Consider the following 18888-nt stretch of genomic DNA (forward strand, 5'->3'; position numbering starts at 1 on the left):
AGGTGCGTGCATGACAGTTGTCGCACTGCTCAGCGTCGCACCGGTGAAGGAGGGCAGCATGGCCGCGGACGTGGCGGACGCCGTCGAGGCGCTCGAGGACTTCGACGTGACCTACGAGACGAATCCGATGGGAACGGTCATCGAAGCGCCGAACGTCGAGGAACTCCTGGCGGCGGTAGGAGCGGCCCACACGGCCGTCGACGGGGACCGCGTCGGGACGTTCCTGAAGATAGACGACAAGCGCGCGAGCGACGACTTGGCCGGGGAGAAGGTCGACGCAGTCGAGCGAGAACTCGGCCGCGAGGCGCGTTCGGACGAGACGTAGCAGTTGCGGGCGGTCGACCCCGGTACGACGCGGGCAGTCAGGTTCGAGGACTGAGTAACGCGTCGTTACTTCCGGCTCCCGACGGCTGCTGTCGGTTCCAGCGCGGTTCGAGCGGCGACCTCGCGCCGGGGACGCAACGCGGAGACTGGGAACCCTCTTGTGTGGGGGCGACAAAGCCGCGGGCATGGACAGCCTCAATCGGATGGCACTAGAACTGGCCGACGAGGCCCTGGAGTTCGCCGAGGAACTCGACATCGGCGCGTTCGAGTTGGACAACGGCGCGACCGTCCTCGACTTCGGGGTAGACCACCTCGGCGGCCTCGAGGCCGGCCTCCTGCTCGCGGAACTGCAGACCGCCGGACTCGCGACCGTACAGACGCGCGTCGAGGACGTCGCTGGCGCGACGTTCCCACACGTCGAACTCGCGTGCGACCGCCCGGGAGTCGCGCTCCTCGGCGCCCAGAAGGCGGGCTGGGAGCTCAGCGTCGACGACTACGAGGGCCTGGGGAGTGGCCCCGCTCGCGCGCTGGTCGCCCGGGAGGCGGAGTACCGCGAACTGGACTACGCCGACGCCTTCGAGTTCGCGGTGCTCGCCCTGGAGGGCGAGGAACTGCCCACGGCGGCGGCCGCCGACCAGGTCGCGGACCTCGCGGAGGTCGACGCGGAGAGCGTCTTCCTGCCGGCGTACCGCACGGCGAGTCTCGCGGGAAGCGTCACCGCCGCGGCGCGCGCCGCGGAGCTCGCGGTCTTCCGCCTGTTCGAACTCGGCTACGACCCGCTCGACGTCGTCTCCGCGAGCGGGGTCGCGCCGGTCGCCCCCGTCGCCGGCGACGAACAGACCGCCATGGCCCGGACGAACGACGCGCTCGCGTACGGCGGCCGGGTCCACCTCACAGTCGCCGAGGAGTTCGACCAGTTCGACGCTATTCCCTCGACAGCGGCCGAGGAGTACGGCGCGCCGTTCGCCGACGTGTTCGCGGACGCCGACTGGGACGCGAGCGAGGTCGGCGCGGACGTGTTCGGCCCGGCGCAGGTCACCGTGAACGTCGTCGGCGGCGACACGTACACGCTCGGGGACACCCACGAGGACCTGCTCGCCGAGGGCTTCGACATCGCGTAGGCCGCGGAGTCGCCCGCTGGGCAGCCCCCGGGGGACGTTTTATCTCGCGCGAGTCCGAGTGTTCGACCATGAGCCCTCTCTCCGGGCAGTCCGCCGCCATCGTCGGGTCGGGGTTCGGCGGCCTCTCGACGGCCTGTTATCTGGCGGACGCCGGCGCGGACGTCACCGTCCTGGAGCAGAACGAGCAGGTCGGCGGGCGCGCCAGCCGACTCGAACGGAACGGCTTCGCGTTCGACATGGGACCTTCGTGGTATCTGATGCCGGACGTCTTCGAGCGGTTCTTCGCGGACTTCGACCGGGAGCCGACGGACTACTACTCCCTCGAACGTCTCGACCCGCACTACCGCATCTTCTTCAAGGACAACGCGGGCGAGCGGCCCGAGCAGTCGGTTCCCGGCCTCCACGCATCCCCGAATGGAGACACCGTAGACGTGACGCCGGACCGCGAGCAGGTCAAGCGCGTGTTCGAAGCCTACGAGTCGGGCGCCGGGGACGCTCTCGACGACTACCTCGCTAAATCCCGGGAGAACTACGAGGTGGGGATGGAGCACTTCGTCTACGAGGACCGGCCGCGACTCCGTGATTGGCTCGACCCCGACCTCGCGCGCTACGCGCGCGGTCTCAGCCTGCTCGGCACGATGCAGGACCACGTCGAGGGCTACTTCGAGCACCCGAAACTCCAGCAGATTATGCAGTACACGCTGGTGTTCCTCGGCGGCGCGCCGAACACGACGCCGGCGCTGTACAACCTCATGAGTCACGTCGATTTCAACCTCGGCGTCTACTATCCGAGACCCGTCGAGGGCGCAACCGCGTCGATGGGCGGCATCCACGCCGTCGCTCGCGGGATGGCCGACGTGGCCGAAGAACTGGGCGTGGAGTTCCACACGAACCACTCGGTGACCGCCATCAAGGGCCAGCGCGGCGGGTTCAAGGTCGATACCGACGGCGAAACCGGGTCCGTGCTCGCGGACGTCGTGGTCTCGAACGCCGACTACGCGCACACAGAACAGGTTCTCCTCCCGCCCGAGAAGCGCCAGTACAGCGAGGACTACTGGGCGTCCCGAACTTACGCGCCGTCGGCGTTCCTGCTCTACCTCGGCGTTGAGGGCGACGTCGACCCGCTCGCCCACCACACGCTCGTCCTGCCCTCGAACTGGAACGAACACTTCGGCCAGATCTTCGACGACCCCGAGTGGCCCGACGACCCCGCGTACTACCTCTGTGTCCCCTCGGAGACGGACGACGACGTCGCTCCGGCGGGCCACAGCACGCTGTTCGTGCTCGTTCCCATCGCGCCCGACCTGGAGGATACGCCCGAGATCCGGGAGCGCTACCGCGACCTGATTCTGGACGACGTCGCCGAACACACGGGCGTAGACCTGCGCGACCGCATCGTCACCGAGGAGGCGTTCACCGTCTCGGACTTCGCGGAGCGCTACAACAGCTACGCGGGGAGCGCGCTCGGCCTCGCTCACACCCTCAGACAGACCGCCATGTTCCGTCCGTCCCACCGGTCGAGCGAGGTCGACGGCCTCTACTTCACGGGGTCGTACACCACGCCCGGAATCGGGGTTCCGATGTGTCTCATCAGCGGCGACATCACGGCGAACTACGTCGTGGCGGACGCCTGAGAGATGTTCCGGTACGTGCTCACGCTCTCCCGCCCGCGTTTCTGGCTCTACCTCGCGGGACCCGTACTCGTGGGTGTCGCGTACGGCGCGAGTGACCTGTCCGGGCTGTTCGGCCCCGCCACAGTCGGCCTGTTCGCGTACTTCCTCGTCCCCGCGAACGTCTACCTCTACGGCATCAACGACGTGTTCGACCGGGGCGTGGACGAATCGAACCCGAAGAAAGCGGGGCGTGAAGCGCGCTTCCGCGGCGGTCACGCCGTCGTCGCCGTCGTCGCACTTTCGGCGCTCCTGCTGGTCGCACTCGTCCCACTCGTTCCGGCGGTCGCGCTCCCGTGGCTCGGCGCGTGGTTCCTGCTCGCAACCGAGTACAGCGCACCCCCGCTCCGGTTCAAGACCACGCCGGTTCTCGATTCGCTCTCGAACGGCCTCTACGTCCTCCCGGGCGCCGCCGCGTTCGCCACCGTCGCCGGCCACCATCCGCCCGTGCTCGCGGTCTCCGGCGGGTGGCTGTGGGCGATGGGGATGCACACGTTCTCCGCCATCCCCGACATCGAATCCGACCGCGAGGCCGGCATCAGAACGACCGCGACCGCGCTCGGCGAACGCCGAACCTACGCCTACTGCGCGACGTGCTGGCTCGCCGCCGCCGCGGCGTTCGCGCTCCTCGACGTCCGTCTCGGCGCCGTCCTGCTCGCGTACCCCGCACTCGTCTTCGGCATCGTGCGCTCGGGCGTCCCGGTCGAACGCGCGTACTGGTGGTACCCCACGGTGAACACCCTCGTCGGCACGGTCATCACGTTCGGCGGCCTCTGGAGGGTCGTGCATGCGTGAGGCCGTCGAACGCCGACTGGACGCCCTCGTGCGAGAACACCGCTTCGAGATAGCCATCGTCTTCCCCGCGGTCGGCGCCGTCCTCCTGCTCGCGTCCGCGTGGAACCGCCTGCCGGCGTCGGTCTCGTTCGATCCCTATCTCATCCTGTTCGGCACGCTCGTCATGCGCCTCCCGCTCGTCGCTGGTCTCGCGCCCCTCGTCGACCGGAAGGCGGGCGTCGCGTTGCTCGCGCTCACCGCGTACGCGTTCGGCATCGAACTGCTCGGCGTCACTACCGGGTGGCCGTACGGCGAGTTCACGTACCTCGTGGAACTCGGCCCGATGCTGTTCGGGAAGGTGCCCGCGGGCCTCCCCGTGTTCTTCTTCCCGCTCGTCCTCAACAGCTACCTGCTCTGCGTGCTCCTGTTGGGACCGCGCGCCGACCGCACGCGCCTCCGCCTGCCCGTCGTCGCCGCCGTCGTTCTCTGGATGGACGTCGTGCTCGACCCCGCCGCAGTCGCGCTTGGCTTCTGGCAGTACGACGCCGGCGGCGCGTACTACGGCGTCCCGCTCTCGAACTATCTCGGGTGGGTGCTCTCGGCCGTCGTCGCCGTCGCCCTCCTCGACTGGGGGTTCGACAGAGCCGACATCCGCGAACGCCTCGCGTCCTGTGAGTTCCTGCTCGACGACCTCGTGAGCTTCGTCGTGCTCTGGGGCGTCGTGAACCTCGCGTACGGCCAACTCGCCCCCGCGCTCGCTGCCGCGGCCCTCGGCGTCGCGCTCCGCAGAACTGACCGCTTCGACTTCGACGTGGCCTCCGTCGAGCCCCTCCGACGCTGACCTACCGAGCGGGGTGGACGTTCGCCGGCGGGTTCCCGTGAGTGCTCGGCGACGCGGACAGCCCGGTCACCCGGTAGAACATGCGCTTCGGGTCCTCGTGTAGCGCCCACAGCGCGCGCGTCTTCGCCAGCAGCCAGAGTTTCCGCGTCGTCCCGAGTGTCGGCGTGGCAGACAACACGTCGCAGTTACGCGCCCGGATCTCGCGGTGGTGGTCCGCGTACAACACAGCCGCCAGCAACACCGCGAACTGGCAGTCATCGGGCAGGTACTCGATTCCCGCGACCCCCTCCCGGTAGCGCTCCTCGGTGTACGCGAGTTCCGAACACATCGCCGCGCGGAAGCCCTCGGTCACCTCGCCGCGGCGCAGTTGCTCGACGGTCACGCCGTACTCCCGGCGCGTCTCCCCCGGCAGGTAGACGCGGTCGTACTCGTCGACGTCCTCTTTCACGTCGCGCAGGAAGTTCGACAACTGGAACGCCTCCGCGAGCGCCGCTGCGTGAGGGGCCGCAATCTCCGGGTTCTCGACCTCCATCACGTCCATCATCATGTTCCCGACGGCGACCGAGGACCCGCGCATGTACGCCGCCAACTCCTCGTGGGTGTCGTAGCGCGCGGTGTCGAGGTCCGCGAGCATCGCGTCGACGAACGCGTCGACGTCCGCCTCGGCGATGTCGTAGCGCACCACGAGTTCGCGGAACGCCGACAGCACCGCGTCGTCGGTGTCGCGCTCGCCGAGCGCCGCCGCTCGAATCGCCTCCAGTTCAGTCCGCTGGACGTCCGGGTCGCGGTTCGCCGGGGTGTCTACCACGTCGTCTGCCACCCGGAAGAACGCGTACAGGACGTACGTCGGGTGGCGGACGCGCTCGGGGAGGAGGCGCGTGGCGAGGTGGAACGTCCTCCCGGTTCGCTGCTGGATCGTCTTGCTCGTCGAAATCTGGTTGCTATCGACCATCGTGTGTGGGGTGACGGCTGGTCGCCCCGCACGCAACCCGGGTGGTTTGCGCGTCTTGATAGGAGTTTGTCGAGAAAGAAGAAAAACACGGTGGCCGAAGCGGCGACTTCCAGTGTTCTCCGTACCACTCAAGGCGACGCGGTGCAGAGCCCAGAGCATGCAGCGAAAGCCGGTGCCGCCCGCTCCGGAGTCGCTCGACGCCGTCGACTCGGTTCGCGCGGCCCTCCCGCTCGTCCCCCAGCCGGAGGACGACTGCTGTCAGCGCGTCGTCTCGCGCGCCGGCGTGCCCGACCGCGGCACAGCGTCGGCGTGGCTCGTCTTCCTCGCGGCGGTCGGTCTCGCCTCGGAGACCGACGGAAGCTACGCCCGAACCACCGAGAACCCGGACCGAGACGCGCTCGCCGACGCCTTCGAGTCGAACGTCTTCCTCGCGTCCGAGACCGTCGAGGCGCTCTCCGACGACCCGCAGTCACCCGCCGACGTGTTCGAGCAGGTCCGCGAACGGGTGCCGCGCTGGGAGCGAGCGAAACGCGATAACTGGGAGGCGTTCTGGACGGAGCGCGTCGAGCGTCGACTCGACTGGGCGGTGTTGTTCGGTCTCGCGGAACGGACGGAAAACGGGTTCGTCGCGGCTGACTGACGGGGCGGCTACTCGGGGACGTTCGTCACCGTGCCGACGCCCTTGCTCGACCCCTCACGGAAGACGAAACGCTGGCCCTCCTCGACGAGGTACGGCCGGAACTTGAACCGGACGCTGGTCTCACCGGTGTCGCCGGGGAGCAACTGGCCGTCCGCGGGGTCGAAGCGGGCGGCCTCCCCGACGGTCTCGAGGTGGACCACGGGTTCGTATCCCGCGTCGATGCGCGTCGGATGGTTCAACACCATCACCTCCGCCTCGAACTCCCGCACCGGGGTCGGGTCGCTCCCCTTCGGCAGGAGCACCATCCCGCGCTCTACGTCCTGCTCGCGGACGCCCTTCAGCGCGATACCGACAATCTGGCCGGCCTCCGCGTGGTCCACGCGGTGGTAGTGCATCTCGATGCTGCGCACCTCCACGTCGCGGAACTCGCCGTCCGGGAACGGCCCGAGGACGAGTTCGTCGCCCGCCTCGACGGTGCCAGATTTCACGGTGCCCGAGGCGACGGCGCCGACGCCCGTCACCTTGTACGTGCGGTCGACGTACATCCGGAACTCGCCGCCCGCCGCCGCGGTCTTCGGGAGGCGCTCGAACAACTCGTCGAGCACGTCCAGTCCCTCCATCGACACCGCGCTCGTCTGGACGACCGGCACGACGTTGTCGCCGATCTCCTCGACCGCCACGTCGACGCCGTGGCGGGCGACCGGGAGCGGCGTGCGGCCGACGTCCCGGAGCAGTCGCTCCACCTCCCGGGTCACCTCCATCGCGCGCTCCTCGCTCACGAGGTCCGTCTTCGTGATGGCGACCATCGAGGGGAGGTCCGTCGCCAACAGCACGCCGAGATGCTCCCGAGTGGTCTTCGTCGGGCCGTCGTCCGCCGCGACCGTGAGCAGGCCGTAGTCGAGTTTCTGCCCGACCAGGCCGCGGATGGTCGTCGAGAGCCACGGTTCGTGGCCGACCGTGTCGACGAACGACACGACGCGGTCGGCGTTCTCCACGACCGCCGCGCGCTCGTCCTTCCGGTCCGGGTTGCGCACCCGGAGCGGACCGTCGTCGTCGAAGCCGTAGACGCCGTACGAGAGGTCCGCGGAGAGACCCCGCTCGACCTCGTGTGGCTGGACGTCGAGGAATCCTCGCGTACCGCCGTCGCCGTCGTCCGCGTCGCCGGTGACGAGGCTCCCGACGAGCGTCGACTTCCCGTGGTCGACGTGCCCCGCCGTCCCGACGATGATGTGGTCGTCGTCGGGCGTCAGCGCCGCGCCGTCGCGGAGCGTGGCGACGCCGACCAGTCCTCCTTCGTCGGTCCCCCACGTCTGCACGTCGTCGATGTGCGCGCCCGCCTCCTCGGCGAGCAGGCTCAGGACGTCCATCGACTCGGAGAACACGTCCCGCGAGACGCCAGCGATGCCGCCCTCGTCGGTGACGCCGACCACGTACTCGGCCTCGCCGTCGCCCGACAACACGCGGTGACGGAGCTGTGCGGTCAGACTCTCCAGTCGCCCGTCAGAGAGGTGGACGTCCTTCGAGAGCCGTTCCTTGAACTCCACGCTCCCGCCCTCCCGCTCGCCGCGCTCGATGGCGGTGAGCAGTTGGGACCGGTCGCGGCTCATGCGAGCGGGTTAGAGAGAGGTGAACAAAAGCCTTCCCCGGGTCTGAGCGACGTCGTTGTCGACTCACGGTCGAACAGATGGCGCTTGGCTACCAGTTCCGTTCTTCCTTCCGTCGAGTTGCTGTGTTCACTCGCTGTACGCCTCGAATCGGTCGGGGAGTTCCGACAGCAACTCGATTCGCGGCACGTCATCCGATTCCTCCTCACCGAGATAGATGCCGCGCCAGCCAGCGTCGACAGCCGCACGGACGACCCGGTCGAGTTCGTCAGCGACGAACGTGTACGACTCGGCGGGCAGGCGCTCCTCGGCCGCCGCGAAGATCTCGGGGTCGGGCTTCCCCACGCCGACCTCGCCGGAGGCGACGACCACCTCGAAGTACTCGGAGAGGCCGCAAGCGTCGAGTTTCGCGCGCTGCATCGGCCCGTGGCCGTTCGTCAGCACGCCGAGTCGGTGGTCGCCGGCGACTGCGTCCAGCGCCTCGAACGCGCCGGGAGTGGCGGCCGTCGCGGCGGGTTCGGCCTCGTGCATCGCGTCGCTGAACGCCGCCGGGTCCACGGCCAGTTCGGCGGTCCGCGCCGCAGTCGCATACGGGTCCTCGGCGGACTCCAGGGCCGCGCCGAGCGCACCCCCGTAGCGCTCCATCTCCGCGGGCGTTAGCTCGGCGTCCGCTCGCTCCGCGGCGTCCGCCAGAATCTCCGCGAACGACCGCTCGAACGCCACGAGCGTGCCGTCCAGGTCGAAGTAGAGGGCGTCCATATCTACGCTCTCGTCGCCTCCAAAGTAGGCGTTCTGATGGAGTTGCCGGTGTCACGTCCCGCGTTTCACTCGTTCGTACGCCTCGTTCACGCGCGAGAACGCCTCCTCGTCGCCACCGCGGTCCGGATGCAGTTCGCGCACCTTCTCCCGGTAGGCCGCCTGCACCTCCTCGTCGCTCGCGCCCGGTTCCACGCCGAGCAAGCGGTAATCCTCCGCCGCGGGTCGACGACGCGCCGCGCCGCCGCGAGACTGGCCTGCCGTCGTTCGGCGCCCGCCCGCCGTCCGGCGTCCGCTCGCACGCTGTCGACCTGCTCGCGTCCGTCCCTCGGTTCGCTGGCGGCCCTGTCGTGCCCGCCTCTGCTCTCGCTCGTACGCCTCGCGGTCCACCCGGCGACGACGGAACGCCCGACGAGTGAGGCGTCCCGAGGCGTGGTAGTAGAAGATACCGGCGGCGGCGGCGAACGGCACCGCGACGCCGAACGCGACGGGGCTGTACGCGACGCCGAGCACGCCGAACACCGCAGCCAGCACGCCGAAAGTAACGGTCAACCCCCAGACGATGCTCGAATCCGGTTCCACGCGTCCCCGTATGGCGTGAATCGGTAAGGGTGTTGGCCTCACGCTCTTTGCGCTGGAGCGCGAACGGGACGCCATGAGCGTCACCGGGCTCTGCCAGATCTGTGAGAACGCGCAGGCGACCCACTCGTGTCCGCGCTGCGGGCGCGTCGTCTGCGAGACGCACTACGACCACGACTCCGGGCTCTGCTCCGAGGACGCGGCGACGGGCGGGACGTTCCAGCAGTAGACCAGTCGCTCCGTCGGCCGCAGGCGACTCGACAGCGCCGCTACCGGTGTTCGTTCAGGCGCTCCTTCAGTCGTCGCGCCGCCTCGCCCGCCGCACGCTCCCACTCGGGGGAGCCCTCACTAGAGAAGATGATACCCCGCGTGGAGTTCACCAGGCCGACGCCCTCGTCGTTCAGGCCGTACTCGATGGCAGCCTCGACGTCTCCGCCCTGGGCGCCGACGCCCGGCACCAGGAACGGAAGTTCGGGGACGCGCTCGCGGATGGCTTCGAGTTCGTCGGGCGCGGTCGCGCCGACGACGAGGCCGACGTTCCCGTACTCCTCGTTCCACCCCGCCGCGCGCTCCGCGACGTGCTCGTAGAGGCGTCGGTCGTACGCCGCGAGTTCGAGGTGCTGGAAGTCCATTCCGCCCGGGTTCGACGTCCGACAGAGCACGAACACCCCCGCGTCCTCACGGGAGAGGAACGGCTGGAGGGAGTCCTCGCCGAGGTAGGGGTTCGCGGTGATGGCGTCTACGTGGTCCAGAATCTTCGCGTACTGCCGGGCCGTGTTCCCGATGTCCGCGCGCTTCGCGTCCAGCAACACGGGCACGCCCTTCCCGTGAGCGTACGCCACCGTCTCCCGGAGCGACCGCCACCCAGCAGAGTCCTCGTAGAACGCAGCGTTCGGCTTGAACACCGCGGCGTGCTCGTGGGTCGCGTCGATGATGCGGCGGTTGAACGCCCACCGCGGCAGGTCGTGCTCGAGTACGTCGTCCGGAAGCCTGTCGAGATCCGGGTCGAGGCCGACGCTGAGGACGGTGTCCGCGGCCTCGATGCGCTTTGCGATGTCGTCGAAGAAGCTCATATCTCGGCGTTTCTGCGTGCCAGCAAAAGCAATTCGTTTGCGCCTCGGCAGGTGCGTCCGTCAGGCCGCATCCGCCGCCGCGCCGAGCACGTCCAGCGCGCGCTTGACTTCGACGCCGTCCTCGACGAACACCACGAGTCGCGGCGAGGCGCCGCCGACCGGACGCGTCCGCAGGCCGCCGTCTTCGGCTGCGTCCACTGCGGCGTCAAGTCCCGAACGAACCTCCAGTCGTGCACGCTCGGGCTGGACGAACACCTCCGCAAGCGGGTCGTCGCTCGCCGCGTCACCAGCCAGTTCCACGTCGTAGGCGTGCGCGCCGTCCGCGGTCGGTTCGACGTCCTGGTCCGCGTTCGTCACCGCCAGCCGGCCGTAGGGCTCGTTCTCGTGGCCCGAGACCTCGCTGGCGAGCAGTTCCGCGACGCGCTTCCCGTCCTGCAGGCTGTCCTCGACCATCAGTACAGTTCCTCCCTGGCTTTCTCCGCGGCGCCGTCGACGTCGACCCCCTCCCGGCGCGCGTACACCACGGCGGCGGCGTCGGCGTTCACGCCGAGTTTCTGCTGGAGTTCGTTCACGGACGCGACGGCCTGCTGGCGGTCGTGGTCCGCCGAAACCAGCGCGTCGAGCACGCGCTCGAACGCCGAGCGCTCGTGGAACAGCGAATCGTCGGGTTCGAACTCCTCGGGAATCGTCACGTCGTCCGGGTCGAAGCCGGCTTCGAGTTCGCCGTCCACGCGCTCCACGAGGCCCTCGCTCGTCGCCACGTCGAGCAGGCGCTTGGCCTGGTCGGGACTCATCCAGTCCCGGTCCAGAGAGAGCGTGACGACGAAGGACTGCTCGGGGATGCGGGACTTGCCCTTCTGCTTGAACGGCGCGGCGACGGCGACCCGGAGGCTCATGCGTGTTCGAAGTCGGGCAACCGCGGTAAAGCCTGCGTTCCCACTCGACCTTTTACTCTGCGTTCGTGGCGCAAAGCGCCACTCACTCGGTGAAGGCTCGGCCAAAAGCACTCCTCCTTCGGTTCGCGCTCTTCGAGCGTGCCCGAAAATCTTCGATTTTCGGCATCACGAAAGACGCGAAGCGTCTTTCGTACGACTCCCCTCAGTCGTCGGCCTCCGCTCGTTACACTCGCGGAGTGATTCGGCGACCTGCCGGGATCACTGCGAGAGCAAACTCTCGCAAGCCCTCGTTCGCTTCGCTCACGAGGACTTCGAGCCGCTCGGTCGCCGAATGCTGACCAAGGCAGGATAGACCTGAGATGCCCTAACCGAGCCATTCAAGTGCGTCCTGCGTTTCTTCTCGGGTATGCAAAACCAGGGCCGCTCCAAGCGCACGAAGACCGGCGCCCGAGTTCGTCCGCACAGCAAGAAGAAGAAGTCCGAACTCGGCCGTCTCCCGACGGAGACGACGGTCGGCGAACCGCGCTTCCGCGTCGTCGACTCCCGCGGCGAGGGCACGAAGGTCCGAGCGCTCTCCACGAACGTCGCGAACGTCTCCGACGGCGAGGAGACGGTTCACGCGACCATCCAGGACGTCACCGAGAACGAAGCGAACCCGAACTACGCTCGCCGTAACATCATCACGAAGGGCGCAGTCATCGTGACGACCGAAGGCAAGGCCCGCGTCACGTCTCGACCCGGCCAGTCCGGCCAGGTCAGCGCTGTCCTCGTCGGCGACGAATAAGCGGCTCTCACTCTCTACATTCTCACGACGCGTAGCGGATGCTGTGCGGTGTGGAAGATAGTAGAGCGGTGCGTCGCGGTAAGCAGGGCGACATTGGCGGAGCAGCGCGATAGCGGGGCGACTGCGGAGAGCAGCGCGGTAGCAGGGCGGCGCTGTCGCTGAGCCACTACGATTCTCACCGCGAGTGAGTGGAGCGAACGAGCGGGGCGACGAACCCTCGAAACCGCGCGAAGCGCGGTTGAGGGGGTGAGGAAGGCTTTTTAGCGTAGCTTTTTGCCAGGGCGCGGCCGCAGGCCGCGCCCGCAGCAAAAAGGTACTATTGGAACCCGATGTGGCCGCCGCGGCGCTGGTCGGATTCGGGGGCGCGACTGCCCTTGAACTCCTCTTCGACCTGGTCGTAGTAGTCCATGAGGTCTTCCGTGATGGTGGGGCGGACGTTCTCCATGGCTTTCCGGAAGTGGCGCATCTCGACTTCGTCGGCGTCGTCGTCTTCGCGGAGCGCTTCGATGGCGGCTTCCCGGGAGATGTTGGCGAGGTCGCTGCCGACGTAGCCGTCCGTGATCTCGGCGAGTTCGCGGAGGCTGACGTCGGGCGCGAGCGGCGTGTCGTCGCTGTGAATCTTCAGAATCTGCTCGCGACCTTCGACTTCTGGCTGGCCGACCTGGACGAGGCGGTCGAAGCGACCGCTGCGGATGAGCGCGGGGTCGATGATGTCGGGCCGGTTGGTCGCGGCGACGACCATCACTTCCTCCATCTCCTCTAAGCCGTCGAGTTCCGTGAGAAGCTGGTTGACGACGCGCTCGCTGACGTTGTTGCCGACGTCCTGGCCGCGGCCGGGCGCGAGGCTGTCGAGTTCGTCGAAGAAGATGACCGTCGGCGCGACCTGCCGGGCTTTCCGGAAGGTCTGCCGGATGGCTTTCTCGGATTCGCCCACCCACTTCGAGAGGAGCTGGGGGCCGCGGACGCTGATGAAGTTCGCGTTCGTCTCGTTGGCGACGGCCTTCGCCATGAGCGTCTTCCCGGTGCCGGGCGGGCCGTAGAGGAGCACGCCGGCCGGCGGGTCGATGCCCATGCGCGTGAACTTCTGTGGCTCGTTGAGCGGCCACTCGACGGACTCCTTGACCTTCTCCTTGGCGTCGTCGAGGCCGCCGACATCGTCCCAGGATAGCTTCGGCAGTTCGACGAGGACCTCCCGCATCGCGGAGGGTTCGACCTCGCTGAGCGCGCCCTTGAAGTCCTGGCGCTTGACGATCATGCGGTCGATGAGACTCGGCGGGATGTCCTCCTCGTCTAAGTCGATCTCGGGGAGGTAGCGCCGGAGCGCACGCATTGCGGCCTCCTTGGTGAGGCTCTCGATGTCGGCGCCGACGAACCCGTGGGTGTCGTCCGCCAGCGACCCGAGGTTGACGTCGTCAGAGAGCGGCATGCCGCGCGTGTGGATCTTCAGAATCTCCTCGCGACCGACCTCGTCGGGCACGCCGATCTCGATCTCGCGGTCGAACCGGCCGGGCCGGCGGAGCGCGGGGTCGACGGCGTCGACGCGGTTCGTCGCCGCGATGACGATGACCTGACCGCGGCCCTCCAGGCCGTCCATCATCGTGAGCAACTGGGCGACGACCCGGCGTTCGACTTCGCCGGTGACGTCCTCACGCTTGGGCGCGATGGAGTCGAGTTCGTCGATGAAGATTATCGAGGGCGAGTCCTCCTTGGCGTCCTCGAAGATTTCCCGGAGTTGCTGTTCGGATTCGCCGTAGTACTTCGAGATGATCTCCGGGCCCGCGATGGAGAAGAAACTCGCCGACGTCTCGTTGGCGACGGCCTTCGCGAGCAGCGTCTTCCCGGTGCCCGGCGGCCCGTGGAGCAACACCCCCTGGGGTGGCTCGATGCCGAGTTTCTGGAATATCTGGGGGTGTTTCATCGGGAGTTCGACCATCTCCCGGACGCGCTGGATCTCGTTCTGGAGCCCGCCGATGTCCTCGTACGTGATACCGCCGCCGGTGCGCTCGAACCCGCTGATGGGCTCCTCGCGCAACTCGACGTCGGTGTCCTCCGTGACGAGGCAAACGCCTTCAGGTTCGGTTTCGACGGCGATGAGTGGGATCGCCTGACCCGGAGAGCGCATGAACGGGTGGTTCGTGGAGGACATGACGGGCACGATGTCCCGCGAGACGACCGGGCGCTTGAGGATCTGGCGTTTGACCATGCCGGCGGCGTCGCTGCCGAACTGGACGGACGCCTCCTCTGGTGGCGCGAGCACGAGGCGGTCGGCCTTCTCTGCCTCTGCCTTCCGGATCTTCACGCGCTCGCCGATGCCGACGTCGGCGTTCTGTCGCGTGAAGCCGTCGATGCGCACGGTGTCCGTGTTCCAGTCCTGCCGGTCGGCCCGCCACACCTTCGCGGCGGTCGTCTCGGCCCCCTCGATCTCGATGATGTCGCCCGGACTGAGCTTGAGATGCAACAGGGTGTCTGGGTCGAGGCGCGCGATTCCTCTCCCCGAATCGTTCGGGTACGCTTTCGCGACCTCGAGTTGGACTTCATTCATGGGTAAGCCACGCGGGGGATTACGTGTGAGTGTGACGTGACCACGGAAGAACCTTCCGCCGGCACGCACAACTGACTGTCGAGAACTAACACACCGAGACACAAAGACGTGACGCATCCTGACATCTACTGGCGCCGTCGCGGCGCGCGGATTCGGGGCGAGTGAGACGAGCCGTGGGAGTTACTGCGTTGGGTCACTCCTCGCGGTGTTCCGCCAGCGCCTCCTCGAGCGTGAGGTCGCCGGACGCCACCCGTCGCGCGAGCGCCTCAGTGATGGCGCGGTTCTCCTCGCTTCGCTCCCGCGACCGACTCTTGATGACCTGGAGTTCTCCCTCCGTCGGTTCGATGGTTCGTCCCTCGAGTTCCTCGCCGGACTGCAACGCGATGTTCACCGCAGCGAGTACGTCCCCCATGCCACGGGCGCCCGACCCGAGGTACGGCGTGGTCCCCGTCTCGTCGACGAGTTCGACGCGCACGTCGTCGAGTTCGTCGATGATTCTCGCGCCAGCAAGCCTCGCGCCGTCCCCGATCCGGACGATAGCGTTCGGGTCGTCGGCCACCTCGTCGACGACCACGTCCGCCACGTCCTCGGCGGGCACCTGGAAGGACGCGACCACGATACCGCCGCGCATGACCGCGACGCCCGGTCGCGTTCCCGGGTCGACGCCGACGATGGTCCGGCCGTCGCCGCCACGCAGGTAGACGAGCGCTTCCTCGACGGCCCGCCGCGCGTCATCCACGTCCGCGACCACGACCGGGACGTCTGCGTCTGTGGGTGACGAGTCCCCGTCTCCGGACGACGAGTCCGCACCGACGTCGTCGCTGCCGGTGACGAGAACCGTCGCCTCCGCGGGGAGCGGGTCACCCGGTTCCATCGTGGTGAACGACACGTCCCGCTCGCGGAGTTCCGCCACGACCCCGTGGTACAGTTCGAAGTCCCTGGTGGCGACGACAATCACTACTGAACGTGCGCGTTCCCGCGGCAAAAACACACGGGGCGTTCCAGACAACACACACCGGGGGTCTTTTGCGGTGGACGCGCGTAGCGGCGACCAGTGAGCGACGAAACCCACCTCCCGACGGGCTGTGGCGCACTCGACGACCTCCTGGGTGGAGGCGTCGAACGCGGCACCGTCACGCAGGTGTACGGGCCGCCGGGCGCCGGGAAGACGAACGTCGCGCTGTCCGCGGCCGTCGAGACCGCCGCGGCGGGCGGTACCGCGGTGTACATCGACACCGAGGGGTTGTCGGTCGAGCGCTTCGACCAAGTGCTCTCGGCGCGCGCCGACGACGTCGAGAGCGCGTCCTCTCGCATCGTGCTCTCGGACGCCCACGACTTCGAAGAGCAGGCCGAGGCCGTCCGCGACGCCGCGGAGTTCGCGGAGCGCGCGGACCTCATCGTGCTCGACTCCGCGACCGGCTTCTACCGACTGGAGCGCGACGACGACGACGAGGGCGACGCGCTGCGCCGCGTCGCGAACCAGGTCACCCACCTGCTCTCGCTCGCGCGTAAACACGACCTCGCGGTCGTCCTGACCAATCAGGTGTTCACGGACGTGAGCGCCGACAGTGACCGCGCGCGGCCGCTCGGCGGCCACACGCTGACCCACTGGACGGGCGCCGTGGTGCGCGTCGAGCGCTTCCGCGGCGGCAACCGCCGCGCCACGCTCGAGAAACACCGCGCCCGGCCGGAGGGCGAACACGCCCGCTTCGAGATAACGGGCACCGGCATCGAGGACGCGCGCAACGCTTGACCGGCGCCGCCGGGGGAAGCCTCATACGGGATACTGACGAAATGACTACCATGCGAAGCTGGTTCCGGGCGACCGCGAGCGCGGCCTACGAGCGACTGCTGCGCCGCGAGATCGACGGTGCGCCCGCCCACGTCGCCGTCATCCAGGACGGAAACCGTCGGTACGCCCGCGAGCGTGGCGGCGACGCGACCGACGGCTACACCGCCGGCGCGCAGACGACAGAGGACGTCCTCGACTGGTGTTCGGAACTCGGCGTCGAGGAACTCACGCTGTACGCGTTCTCGACGGAGAACTTCGACCGGCCGGAGGCCCAGCGCGAACACCTCTTCGACCTGCTGGTCGAGAAGTTCCGGGAGTTCGCGGACGCCGACCGCGTCCACGAGCAGGGCGTCCGCATCCGCGCCATCGGCGAGACCGAGATGCTCCCCGAGCGCGTGCGGGACGCGGTCGCCGACGCCCAGCGCCGCACCGCCGAGTACGACGAGTTCACGCTGAACATCGCGCTCGCATACGGCGGGCGGGCGGAACTGCTCGGTGCCGCGCGCGACGTCGCACACGCCGTCGACGCTGGCGACCTCGACCCCGACGACGTGACGGTTTCGACGGTCGAGTCCCGGTTCCGCGAGAGTTCGGTGCGCGACGTCGACCTCATCATCCGCACCGGCGGCGACGAGCGCACGTCGAATTTCCTGCCGTGGCACGCCAACGGGAACGAGGCCGCCGTGTTCTTCTGTACGCCGTACTGGCCGGCGTTCTCGAAGGTCGATTTCCTGCGCGCCGTCCGCACCTACGAGTCCAGGGAGGCCTCGTGGCGGCAGACGAAGGCCAGGCGGGCGCTCGCGCTCGTTCGCGCGCTCGGCAGCGAGGTCAAGGAGGCGCGGCGCGTGCTCGACCGACTCCGCGAGCACGCCCCGGACGCCCCCGAACTCGAGGACAGTGACCAGCGGTCGGCGGACTGACGGCGTGCATCCGCCGCCACGAGCGGACCCGCCACGAACGGACTCGCCACCGGCCTTACCAGGCCGGAGTTCGTATCAGAGAGCGTGTTCGGAGAACGCGCCGAAGTCGACGCGACGGTGCTCGGCGACGGCGACCCCGACCTCGCGGTGGTGGGCGGCATCCACGGCGACGAGCCGAGCGGCGTCCGCGCGATACGACACGTCCTCGACACGGAGCCAGACCTGGAGCGAGCGGTGAAGTTCGTCGTCGCGAACCCGCCCGCGGGGGTCGCCCACCGCCGCTACCTCGACGTGGACATGAACCGCGTGTTCCCCGGCGACCCCGACTCGCCCGACCGGGAGCGCCGCCTGGCCGCCCAACTGGCCGACGAGATCGGCGGCAGCATCGTGCTGTCCCTGCACTCGACGCACTCGTCGACGAACCCGATCGCGTTCGTGTCCGGCAAACACCCGGACGCGCAGGCCGTGGCCGCGCGCCTCCCCGTGGAGCACGTCGTCAACCACGACCCCGTGGTCGACGGCGCGTTCACGTCCTGCAAACGCGTCGTCAGCGTCGAGGTCGGCCGGCAACTCACTGACGCCGCGACCACGAACGCGACGAAACTCGTGCGGTCGTTCCTGCGCATGACGGACGCGCTCCCCGACGAACCGACGACCGGGTCGCCGGACTTCCACACCCTAACCGGGTCCGTCGAGAAACCCGCTGACGCCGAGGACCCGCAGTTGCTCGTCGACAACTTCCGGGAGGTGAGCGAGGGAACGACGTACGCGACCACGTCGGACGCGGAGTTCGTCGCCGACGACTCGTTCTACCCGATTTTGATGTCCGAAACCGGCTACGACCACATCTTCGGCTACCGCGGGCGCCGGGCCGGCGACTCGCTACAGGAGGCCAGAGCGGCGTGGGGGACGCCGCTTGCAGGCGACGAGTGAGGAGAGCGGCCACGGTGGGCAGCGTTCGGCCGTTCCGCTAACCGCTCAACGACCAAATCTACGCTGGCGGTTCTCGTAGTCGAGCACCGCGCGCAGGTAGTCCCGTTTGCGGAAGTCCCGCCAGTTCACGTCCGTGAAATAGAGTTCGGAGTAGACGGACTGCCAGATCATGAAATCCGAGAGGCGCTCGGCGCCGGTCTTGATGACGAGGTCGGGTTCCTCCGGAAACACCAGTTCGGACTCGATGGCGGCCTCGTCGACGTCCTCGGGAGCCATCTCGCCGGCGTCGACGGCGCGCGCGACCCGCCGGACGGCGGTCGCGAACTCGTGTTTGCCGCCGTGGCCGACGCTCACCTGGATGGGGGCGTCGGCGCGCTGTTCGTCGTCCGGCCCGCGCACCGCGACCTCGCGGGGCGCGGAGACGCGCTCGAGTTCGCGTTCGAGCGTCGGGACGGCGGCCTCGTCGAGCACGCTCACGTACACCGTGACGCGCTCGGCGCCGTAGTCGAACGCCAACTCGAAGAACGACGACAGCGTGTCGTAGGCGCCCTGCTCGAGGAGATCGCGCTCCGTGATGACGAGCGCGACGTGCGCTGGTGCGTCGTCGACGTGGCGGCGCACGCGAGCAGCGAGGTAGTAGTCGTACAGTCCCACGGTCGTGAATCGAGAGTCGCCCATCAAAACGTT

At 68.5% G+C, this 18888-nt stretch carries 21 protein-coding genes; 11 read left to right on the top strand and 10 right to left on the bottom strand.

Annotated features, from left to right (window positions below):
* The first annotated feature begins 10 nt into the window (after positions 1-10).
* The 5 genes from LT970_RS09620 to cruF all read left to right on the top strand — a co-directional run bounded on the left by LT970_RS09620 (position 11) and on the right by cruF (position 4730).
* On the top strand, positions 11-325 hold the full coding sequence (locus LT970_RS09620) for a thiamine-binding protein (RefSeq protein ID WP_232686250.1): 315 nt from the start codon (positions 11-13) through the stop codon (positions 323-325).
* A gap of 184 nt (positions 326-509) precedes the next feature.
* Entirely contained in the window at positions 510-1445 is a 936-nt protein-coding gene (gene mch, locus LT970_RS09625) for a methenyltetrahydromethanopterin cyclohydrolase (RefSeq protein WP_232686251.1), read from the top strand.
* A gap of 68 nt (positions 1446-1513) precedes the next feature.
* Complete coding sequence (locus tag LT970_RS09630; RefSeq protein WP_232686252.1) at positions 1514-3079, top strand: phytoene desaturase family protein; 1566 nt, start codon at positions 1514-1516, stop codon at positions 3077-3079.
* 3 nt (positions 3080-3082) lie between these two features.
* The gene (locus tag LT970_RS09635) at positions 3083-3910 is read left to right on the top strand and encodes a prenyltransferase (RefSeq protein WP_232686253.1); all 828 of its coding nucleotides are present in this window, start codon (positions 3083-3085) and stop codon (positions 3908-3910) included.
* Positions 3903-4730 carry a bisanhydrobacterioruberin hydratase gene (gene cruF / locus LT970_RS09640; protein WP_232686254.1) on the top strand — a complete coding sequence of 276 codons (828 nt, stop codon included), beginning with the start codon at positions 3903-3905 and terminating at the stop codon, positions 4728-4730. The genes LT970_RS09635 and cruF overlap by 8 nt, the downstream gene beginning before the upstream one ends.
* Before the next feature lies 1 nt (position 4731).
* Here the strand turns inward: cruF and LT970_RS09645 are convergent, their stop codons facing one another.
* Positions 4732-5682 (bottom strand): phytoene/squalene synthase family protein, encoded by a 951-nt coding sequence (locus LT970_RS09645; protein ID WP_232686255.1) that lies wholly within the window; start codon positions 5680-5682, stop codon positions 4732-4734.
* A 157-nt stretch (positions 5683-5839) separates the two neighbouring features.
* Between LT970_RS09645 and LT970_RS09650 the strand changes: the two genes are divergently transcribed.
* On the top strand, positions 5840-6322 hold the full coding sequence (locus LT970_RS09650) for a double winged helix-containing putative transcriptional regulator (RefSeq protein WP_232686256.1): 483 nt from the start codon (positions 5840-5842) through the stop codon (positions 6320-6322).
* Positions 6323-6330: 8 nt separating this feature from the next.
* Here LT970_RS09650 and LT970_RS09655 read toward each other — a convergent pair whose 3' ends face one another.
* From LT970_RS09655 to LT970_RS09665, 3 genes are all read right to left on the bottom strand, one after another.
* Positions 6331-7929, bottom strand: a complete 1599-nt coding sequence (locus LT970_RS09655) for a GTPBP1 family GTP-binding protein (protein ID WP_232686257.1) — start codon at positions 7927-7929, stop codon at positions 6331-6333.
* A 126-nt stretch (positions 7930-8055) separates the two neighbouring features.
* Entirely contained in the window at positions 8056-8685 is a 630-nt protein-coding gene (locus tag LT970_RS09660) for an HAD family hydrolase (protein WP_232686258.1), read from the bottom strand.
* A gap of 51 nt (positions 8686-8736) precedes the next feature.
* Positions 8737-9264, bottom strand: coding sequence for a J domain-containing protein (locus LT970_RS09665; RefSeq protein WP_232686259.1), 528 nt, complete (start codon positions 9262-9264; stop codon positions 8737-8739).
* Between the two features lie 73 nt (positions 9265-9337).
* On the opposite strand from LT970_RS09665, the gene LT970_RS09670 reads away from it, so the two are divergent.
* Positions 9338-9490 carry a hypothetical protein gene (locus LT970_RS09670; RefSeq protein ID WP_232686260.1) on the top strand — a complete coding sequence of 51 codons (153 nt, stop codon included), beginning with the start codon at positions 9338-9340 and terminating at the stop codon, positions 9488-9490.
* A 40-nt stretch (positions 9491-9530) separates the two neighbouring features.
* Here the strand turns inward: LT970_RS09670 and pyrF are convergent, their stop codons facing one another.
* The 3 genes from pyrF to LT970_RS09685 are packed head-to-tail and all read right to left on the bottom strand — an operon-like array spanning position 9531 to position 11230.
* Entirely contained in the window at positions 9531-10334 is an 804-nt protein-coding gene (gene pyrF, locus LT970_RS09675) for an orotidine-5'-phosphate decarboxylase (protein ID WP_232686261.1), read from the bottom strand.
* Between the two features lie 60 nt (positions 10335-10394).
* Entirely contained in the window at positions 10395-10787 is a 393-nt protein-coding gene (locus LT970_RS09680) for a DUF7993 family protein (RefSeq protein ID WP_232686262.1), read from the bottom strand.
* Positions 10787-11230, bottom strand: a complete 444-nt coding sequence (locus LT970_RS09685; protein WP_232686263.1) for a DUF2240 family protein — start codon at positions 11228-11230, stop codon at positions 10787-10789. Before LT970_RS09685 ends, LT970_RS09680 begins: the two co-directional genes overlap by 1 nt.
* 406 nt (positions 11231-11636) lie before the next feature.
* On the opposite strand from LT970_RS09685, the gene LT970_RS09690 reads away from it, so the two are divergent.
* Positions 11637-12014: a 30S ribosomal protein S8e gene (locus tag LT970_RS09690; protein ID WP_232686264.1), complete on the top strand. Its 378-nt coding sequence runs from the start codon at positions 11637-11639 to the stop codon at positions 12012-12014.
* 316 nt (positions 12015-12330) lie between these two features.
* Here LT970_RS09690 and LT970_RS09695 read toward each other — a convergent pair whose 3' ends face one another.
* Entirely contained in the window at positions 12331-14556 is a 2226-nt protein-coding gene (locus LT970_RS09695; RefSeq protein WP_232686265.1) for a CDC48 family AAA ATPase, read from the bottom strand.
* 193 nt (positions 14557-14749) lie between these two features.
* Complete coding sequence (locus LT970_RS09700; RefSeq protein ID WP_232686266.1) at positions 14750-15514, bottom strand: hypothetical protein; 765 nt, start codon at positions 15512-15514, stop codon at positions 14750-14752.
* 96 nt (positions 15515-15610) lie between these two features.
* Between LT970_RS09700 and radB the strand changes: the two genes are divergently transcribed.
* The 3 genes from radB (at position 15611) to LT970_RS09715 (ending at position 18201) form a co-directional block, all read left to right on the top strand.
* Entirely contained in the window at positions 15611-16309 is a 699-nt protein-coding gene (radB, locus tag LT970_RS09705; protein WP_232686267.1) for a DNA repair and recombination protein RadB, read from the top strand.
* A gap of 50 nt (positions 16310-16359) precedes the next feature.
* Positions 16360-17268, top strand: a complete 909-nt coding sequence (gene uppS, locus LT970_RS09710; RefSeq protein ID WP_232686268.1) for a polyprenyl diphosphate synthase — start codon at positions 16360-16362, stop codon at positions 17266-17268.
* A gap of 84 nt (positions 17269-17352) precedes the next feature.
* Complete coding sequence (locus LT970_RS09715) at positions 17353-18201, top strand: M14 family metallopeptidase (protein WP_232686269.1); 849 nt, start codon at positions 17353-17355, stop codon at positions 18199-18201.
* Positions 18202-18246: 45 nt separating this feature from the next.
* Here the strand turns inward: LT970_RS09715 and LT970_RS09720 are convergent, their stop codons facing one another.
* Positions 18247-18855, bottom strand: a complete 609-nt coding sequence (locus LT970_RS09720; protein WP_232686270.1) for an undecaprenyl diphosphate synthase family protein — start codon at positions 18853-18855, stop codon at positions 18247-18249.
* Positions 18856-18888 lie beyond the last annotated feature (33 nt).

It is taken from the genome of Halobacterium zhouii (genome assembly GCF_021249405.1).
Taxonomy (GTDB): Archaea; Halobacteriota; Halobacteria; order Halobacteriales; family Halobacteriaceae; genus Halobacterium; species Halobacterium zhouii.